This window comes from Pseudacidovorax sp., from assembly GCF_017991995.1.
Classification (GTDB): Bacteria; Pseudomonadota; Gammaproteobacteria; order Burkholderiales; family Burkholderiaceae_C; genus Xenophilus.
Genome location: NZ_JAGOPN010000038.1, coordinates 1 through 6,533, shown reverse-complemented (window position 1 = coordinate 6,533; position 6,533 = coordinate 1). Strand labels below are relative to the sequence as shown.

The following is a 6,533-nucleotide window of genomic DNA, read 5'->3' as shown; positions in this document are numbered from 1 at the left end:
CTCATAGGTGAAGAGGGCATTGACGCCCTCGTGGCCCGACAGCCGCACGGGCTGCAGCAGGGGCGTGCCGGCAAAGACCGGCAGTGCGGGCGAATGCACCCGCAGCGTGTGTGACAGCGTGGACATGAAACCTCCCTGGTCTCGCGCCGGCGGCCTTCTGGGGATGAGGCGGCTCGGCTGGGGCGGGAGGTTAGCGGCCTGTCGACCGGTGCAGCGATCGACAGGCCGTTTGCGCCTCACACGATGGGCGTTGATGTGGATTTGTGCGCGTTTGGCAGGAGCCGGCGTCTCGTCGCCGAAAGGCCGAGCGTGCGCCACGGCCGTTTCCGCCAATCCTGACAAAGCGTTAAAGTATGGATATTCATACAGTATTTGTTGGCCGCCTCTCCTTTCGCCATGCGCAGATCCACCGTCCTTGTCGATCTCTCCTACGCTCCCGAAGGGGTGTGGCGCGGCGACGAGCTGGGTGAGGCCGGCGCAGCGACCTACCCGAGCGGACATCCTGGCCTGGATGCCGAGTTGCCCGGCGGCGGCTGGCCGCTCGGGGCGATGACCGAGCTGCTGCAGCCCGACGCCGAGGCGCCGCTGTGGCCTGTGCTGTTGCCGTCACTGGCGCGGGCCGTGGCCGAGCGCGCCCAGCCGGTGGTGCTGATCGGCCCGCCGCACGAGCCTTTCGGCCCCGCGCTGGCGGCCGGTGGCCTGCCTCTGGAGTCCCTGCTGTGGGTGCGGGCCGACGCCGCCCCCGCCCGGCTGTGGGCCTGCGAGCAGGCACTGCGCTGCGCCGAGGTGGCCGCCGTGCTGGCCTGGCTGCCACAGGCGCGGCTGGGCGAGCTGCGCCGGCTGCAGCTCGCCGCTGCCCGGCATGGCGCGCTGCTCTTCGTCTGCCGGCCCGATGCGGTCGCGCCGTCGGCATCGCCCGCGCGCCTTCGCCTGCGTCTGCAGCCCCGGCCCGACGGGCAGCTCGACGTGCACCTGCTCAAGCGCCGTGGGCCGCCGCTGGCGCACCCCCTGCCGATGCCTGGCCGCGGGACGCGCCTTGGTGGCCTGCTCGATGCCACGCGGTCGGCTCGACCCGTCGTGCCCGCATCGACCCGCACCCAGCCCATGGGCGAGGGCGGGGCCACCGTGGTGCGCCTGGATCTGCGCCGCGCCCTGCGCCAGGACCCTGCCCATGCACTGGCTCGCGCTTCAGTGGCTGCCTGAGCCCGCCGCCTCGGGCGGGACGGCGCCGGATGCCGCCCCGCCGCAGCCGGACGTGGCCTGTCCCACGCCCGAATCGCTCGGCTGGTGGGCCCTGCAGTTCACGCCCCATGTCGCCTGGCTGGACGAGGCACTGATGCTGGAGGTGTCGGCCTGCGAGCGGCTGTGGGGCGGCCGGCGCGCCCTGATGCGGCAGATCGGTGCCAGCGTGCCGCCAGGCCTGAAGGTGCGGCAGGTCACGGGTGCCACCAGCCTGGAGGCGCTGGCCCGGATGCGGCTGTACATCGCCCGGCAGCCCCAGCCGACCCGGCTGCCCGACGACCTGCCGCTCGACACCCTGGGGGCCGCCGCTCCCCACCTGCAGGTGCTCGCCCGCCTGGGCTGCCGCACCTGGGGCGACGTCGCGGCCCTGCCGCGCGGGCCGCTGGTGCGGCGTTTCGGCGCGCCGCTGCGCGAGGCGCTCGACCTGGCCTGGGGCCTGCGTCCCGACGGCCTGCCCTGGCTGCAGGTGCCCGACAGCTTCGAGCAGCGGCTCGAGTTGCCGATGCTGGCCCAGTCCGCGCCCGAGCTGCTGTGGGCAGCCCAGCGCCTGCTGAGCGCCCTGCGCCTGTGGCTGCAGGCACGCCAACGCGGCGTGCTGGCCATCGAGCTGTCCTGGACGCTCGACCTCAGGCGGCTCGATGGCGCCGAACTGCCCCGCTCGCAGCAGCTGCAGGTGCGCACGGCCGAGCCCACGCAGGACATGGCCCACCTGCGGCGGCTGCTGGCGGAGCGGCTGGCGCTCACCCAGCTGATCGCGCCCACCGGCTGGCTGCGGCTGCGTTCGCTGGAGACGGCCGACTGGCAGGGCCGCACCCGCAGCCTGCTGCCACCGTCGCTGCCCGGCGGTCATGCCGGCGCCTGGGCGGAGGAGGGGCGCGAGGGCGAGCCCCTGCACCAGCTGCTCGAAAAGCTCAGCGCCCGGCTGGGCGCGCCGCAGGTGCTGGCGGCGCAGCCCGTGCAGGACCATCGGCCCGAAGGCCGCCAGCGTTGGCGGCCGGCGGCGGGTCCGAAGGCCGCCGTTCCGGACAAGACCAGACCAGGCACAGGCCGCCCGGGGCAGCACACCAACGCCCGGCATCCGGCCTCGAACCTGGGCGGCGCCCGGCCTGCTGGCGAACAGGTCTTGGGCGAGCCGGGTTCCGTCCTGCCCGACATCGGCACCGGCCTGCTGCCCGCCTGGCTGCTGCGCGAGCCGCGCCTGCTGCCCGTGCAGGACGGCGAGCCCTGCCATGGGGGCGCTCCGCTGCGGCGTCTGGCCGGTCCGCAGCGGCTGGAGACGGCCTGGTGGGAAGCCGGCCGGCCCGCCGCCCGCGACTACTACATCGCCCAGGACGTGGCCGGCGCGCTGTTCTGGATCTACCGCGAGCGGGCGACGCTCGCCGGCACCGAGGCGCCGGTGCGCTGGTACCTGCAGGGCATCTATGCCTGAACTCTCGCTCAAGGACGAGGAGGCACGGCGCCAGCAACGGCAGGCCGCGCGTGCCCAGGGGCCGGACGTGCCGTCTGCCGCGGGGCAGATGCTGCCGGCCTATGCCGAGCTGCATGCCTTGAGCAACTTCAGCTTCCAGCGCGGCGCCTCCCATCCGTGGGAGTTGGCGGTGCGCGCCTGGCAACTGGGCTACGCGGCGATCGCCATCACCGACGAATGCTCGGTGGCCGGCGTGGTGCGCGCCGTCAGCGGCCTGCGCATGTGGCGCGAAGAGCGCGAGGAGGACGGCCTGCCGCTGCCGCCGCATCCCGAGCCGAAGCTGATCTTCGGCAGCGAATTCGACTTCGGCCGTTTTCGCCTCGTCGTGCTGGCCCACGACCTCGAAGGCTGGGGCCACCTGTGCCAGTACATCAGCGCCGCCCGCATGCGCGAGGACGTCGCCAAGGGCGACTACCGCGCCGAGCTGGCCGATGCCGCGGCGCTGGTGCATTGCGAAATCCTCTGCGTGCCGCGGCGTCGCAGCGGCGAGCCCATCGACGAGGCGGCGCTGCAGGCTGACCTGGCCACGGTGGCGGCGCTGTTCCCGCCGCGCAGTGATGGAGAGCCCGGGCCGCTGTGGCTGGCAGTGGAGCTGTTCCACGAGGCCGACGACGCCCTGTGGCTGCAGGTGCTGCGCCGCGCCGGCGAGGCCACCGGCCTGCCGCTGGTGGCGGCGGGCGACGTGCACATGCACCTGCGCTCGCGCAAGCCGCTGCAGGACGTGCTCACCGCCGTGCGCGAGGGCCGGCCGGTGGCCGACTGCGGCTTCGCGCTGCAGCCCAACGCCGAGCGCCACCTGCGGGCGCGCACGCGGCTGGCGCGGCTGTATCCGGCCGGGCTGCTGGCGCGCACGCTCGTGATCGCGGCTCGCTGCCGCTTCCAGCTCAAGGAACTGAAAGAGCAGTACGTCTACCCACAGGAAGTCATCGGATCGGGCGAGACGCCGGCGCAGACGCTGATCCGCAAGACCTGGGAGGGCGCGCAGACGCGTTATCCCGAGGGCGTGCCCGCCAAGGTCAGCGCGCAGATCGAGAAGGAACTCGACCTCATCCTCGACCTGAAGTACGAGATGTTCTTCCTCACGGTGGAAGACATCGTCGCCTTCGCCCGGCGCCAGGGCATCCTCTGCCAGGGCCGCGGCTCCTCCGCCAACTCGGCCGTCTGCTACTGCCTGGGCATCACCGCCGTGAACCCCGACGACGGCAACCTGCTGTTCGAGCGCTTCATCAGCCGCGAGCGCGCCGAGCCGCCGGACATCGACGTCGACTTCGAGCACGACCGGCGCGAGGAGGTCATCCAGTACATCTACGAGACCTACGGTCGCGAGCGCGCTGCCATCGCCGCCGTGGTCATCAGCTACCGCTCGCGCAGTTCGCTGCGCGACGCCGGCAAGGCGCTGGGCATCGACGAGCGGCTGGTGGATGCCTTCGCCAAAGACCATTACTGGTTCGACGACCCCATGCTCGACGAGCGGCTGGAGGCCGCCATGTCCCGGGCCGGCGTGCGCGAGGACCCGTTCCGCCTGCGGCTGTGGATCGGCCTGGCCAACGAGCTGCGCGGCTTTCCGCGCCACCTCAGCCAGCACGTCGGCGGCTTCGTGCTCACGCAGGGGCCGCTCACCCGGCTGGTGCCGGTCGAAAAGGCCAGCATGGAGGCGCGCTCCATCATCCAGTGGGACAAGGACGACCTCGACGAGATCGGCATGTTCAAGGTGGACGTGCTGGCCCTGGGCATGCTCAGTTGCATCCGCCGTGCGCTGGACATGGTCAACGGCTGGCGCGGCACGGCGCACCAGATGCACCAACTGCCCACCGACGATCCGCGCGTCTACGACATGATCGGCCGCGCCGACACCGTGGGCGTGTTCCAGATCGAGAGCCGGGCGCAGATGTCCATGCTGCCGCGCCTACGCCCGCGCAACTATTACGACCTGGTGATCGAGGTGGCCATCGTGCGGCCCGGGCCCATCCAGGGCGGCATGGTCCATCCCTACCTGAAGAACCGCGCAAAGGTGGAACGCGGCGAGAAGATCGAGTTGCGCTATCCGCAGCTGGAGCCGGCGCTGCAGCGCACGCTGGGCGTGCCCATCTTCCAGGAGCAGGTGATGCAGATCGCCATGATCGCCGCCGACTTCAGCGCCGGCGAGGCCGATCGCCTGCGCCGTGCCATGGCGGCCTGGCGGCGCACGGGGCACATGGAGCGCTTCTACGACCCACTGGTCAAGGGCATGGTGGCCAACGGCTACGACGAGGACTTCGCCAAGGCCATCTTCCAGCAGATCCAGGGCTTCGGCGAATACGGCTTCCCGGAAAGCCACGCCGCCAGCTTCGCCAAGCTGGTCACCGTCAGCAGCTGGCTCAAGTGCTACGAGCCGGCCTGCTTCCTGGCGGCCATCCTCAATGCGCAGCCCATGGGCTTCTACACGCCCTCTCAGCTGATCCAGGACGCGGTGCGCCATGGCGTGCAGGTGCGGCCGGTGGACGTGACCCGCAGCGACGCCTTCTGCACCCTGGAGCCGGCCGACGGGGCCGGTCCGCCCCCCGCGCCCGCCTGGGCCGAATCCGCGGCCCAGGCGCTGCCGGGCCAGCCGGCCGTGCGACTGGGCCTGCGCCACATCAAGGGCCTGAGCCCGGCGGCGATGACGCGCCTGGTCGAGTCCCGGGCGCGCTCGCCCTTCACCGGCACGGGCGATCTGGCCCGCCGCGCCGGCCTCGGCCCGGCCGAGATGGCCCTGCTGGCCGGCGCCGACGCCCTGCAGGCCCTGGCCGGCCACCGCCGCCAGCAGGTGTGGGAGGCCACGGCCTCGCACCGCGCCGCGGCCCTGCTGCGCGATGCGCCGATCCACGAGGCGCCGCTCGCCCTGCCGGCGGCACAGGAGGGCGAGGAGATCGTCGGCGACTACGCCAGCCTGGGTTTCAGCCTGCGGCGCCATCCGCTGGCGCTGCTGCGGCCCCGGCTGGCGGGCTGGCGCCTGTCGAGCGCCGAGGAACTGCGCGCCATGCCCAGCGGCATGCCGGTGCGCGCCTGCGGCATCGTCACCGTGCGCCAGCGGCCGGGCACGGCCAAGGGCACCGTCTTCGTCACGCTGGAGGACGAGACGGGCGCGGTCAACGTGGTGGTCTGGGCCCGCGTGGCCGAGCAATGGCGCGAGCCGCTGCTCAAGTCGCAGTTGCTGGCCGTGCGCGGCACCTGGCAGCGCGACCAGGACACGGGCGGCAAGGTCTGCCACCTGGTCGCCGAGGGCCTGCGCGACCTCACGCCGCTGCTGGGGCGGCTGGCCCGCGAGAACCGCAGCCGCGATTTCCACTGAGGGCGCCTGGCTGAGCTGGGGGGAGAAGTCCGCCGTATCTCCTGCGTCGACCAGCGGTGGGTACTTGGGTCGATGGGCGGCGAGGGCCTGGTGCACTGGCTACGCGTCTCGGCGCACTGGCGGTGGGGCCTCCATGCAGTGGGGATGGGGCGCCGGTGCACTGGCGGTAGGGCTCCGGTGCATTGGCGATAGGGTGAGTAACCCGGCAGAGGACGCCGGCATGCGCGCTCCCGGTGCACGCTCGCGCTGACCGGCTTGCCTCACCCGCTCTCCACCGACGCGCCTTGCGCACTGCACGGCGCCGCGAATGGCACCTCCGCACGCACACCGGCATCCTCTGCCTCGACCATGTGCCTGAACGGCCGGGTTCCGCCACCCTGCCCCAAAAATCCGTTCGCCCTGAGCCTGTCGAAGGGCAGAGCGGCGCGCGGCGCAAAGGCCCAGTCGTTCTGGCCCGCGTCATCACAACCCTGACACGCGAGGCTTCGACAGGCTTGTATGGTTTGGTTTCCA

Annotated in this window: 4 protein-coding genes; 3 read left to right on the top strand and 1 reads right to left on the bottom strand. The window is 72.5% G+C overall.

Annotated features, from left to right (window positions below; genetic code table 11):
- Nucleotides 1–396: 396 nt before the first annotated feature.
- The 3 genes from imuA (at nucleotide 397) to KBC94_RS28815 (ending at nucleotide 6,020) form a co-directional block, all read left to right on the top strand.
- A complete protein-coding gene (gene imuA / locus KBC94_RS28825; protein ID WP_294378939.1) occupies nucleotides 397–1,203 on the top strand; it encodes a translesion DNA synthesis-associated protein ImuA in 807 nt (268 codons plus the stop codon).
- The gene (locus tag KBC94_RS28820) at nucleotides 1,172–2,671 is read left to right on the top strand and encodes a DNA polymerase Y family protein (RefSeq protein WP_294378937.1); all 1,500 of its coding nucleotides are present in this window, start codon (nucleotides 1,172–1,174) and stop codon (nucleotides 2,669–2,671) included. The genes imuA and KBC94_RS28820 overlap by 32 nt, the downstream gene beginning before the upstream one ends.
- Before the next feature lie 88 nt (nucleotides 2,672–2,759).
- On the top strand, nucleotides 2,760–6,020 hold the full coding sequence (locus KBC94_RS28815) for an error-prone DNA polymerase (RefSeq protein ID WP_294378940.1): 3,261 nt from the start codon (nucleotides 2,760–2,762) through the stop codon (nucleotides 6,018–6,020).
- 260 nt (nucleotides 6,021–6,280) lie between these two features.
- Here KBC94_RS28815 and KBC94_RS28810 read toward each other — a convergent pair.
- The coding region (locus KBC94_RS28810; RefSeq protein WP_294378935.1) for a hypothetical protein at nucleotides 6,281–6,533 on the bottom strand (253 nt) is incomplete at its 5' end.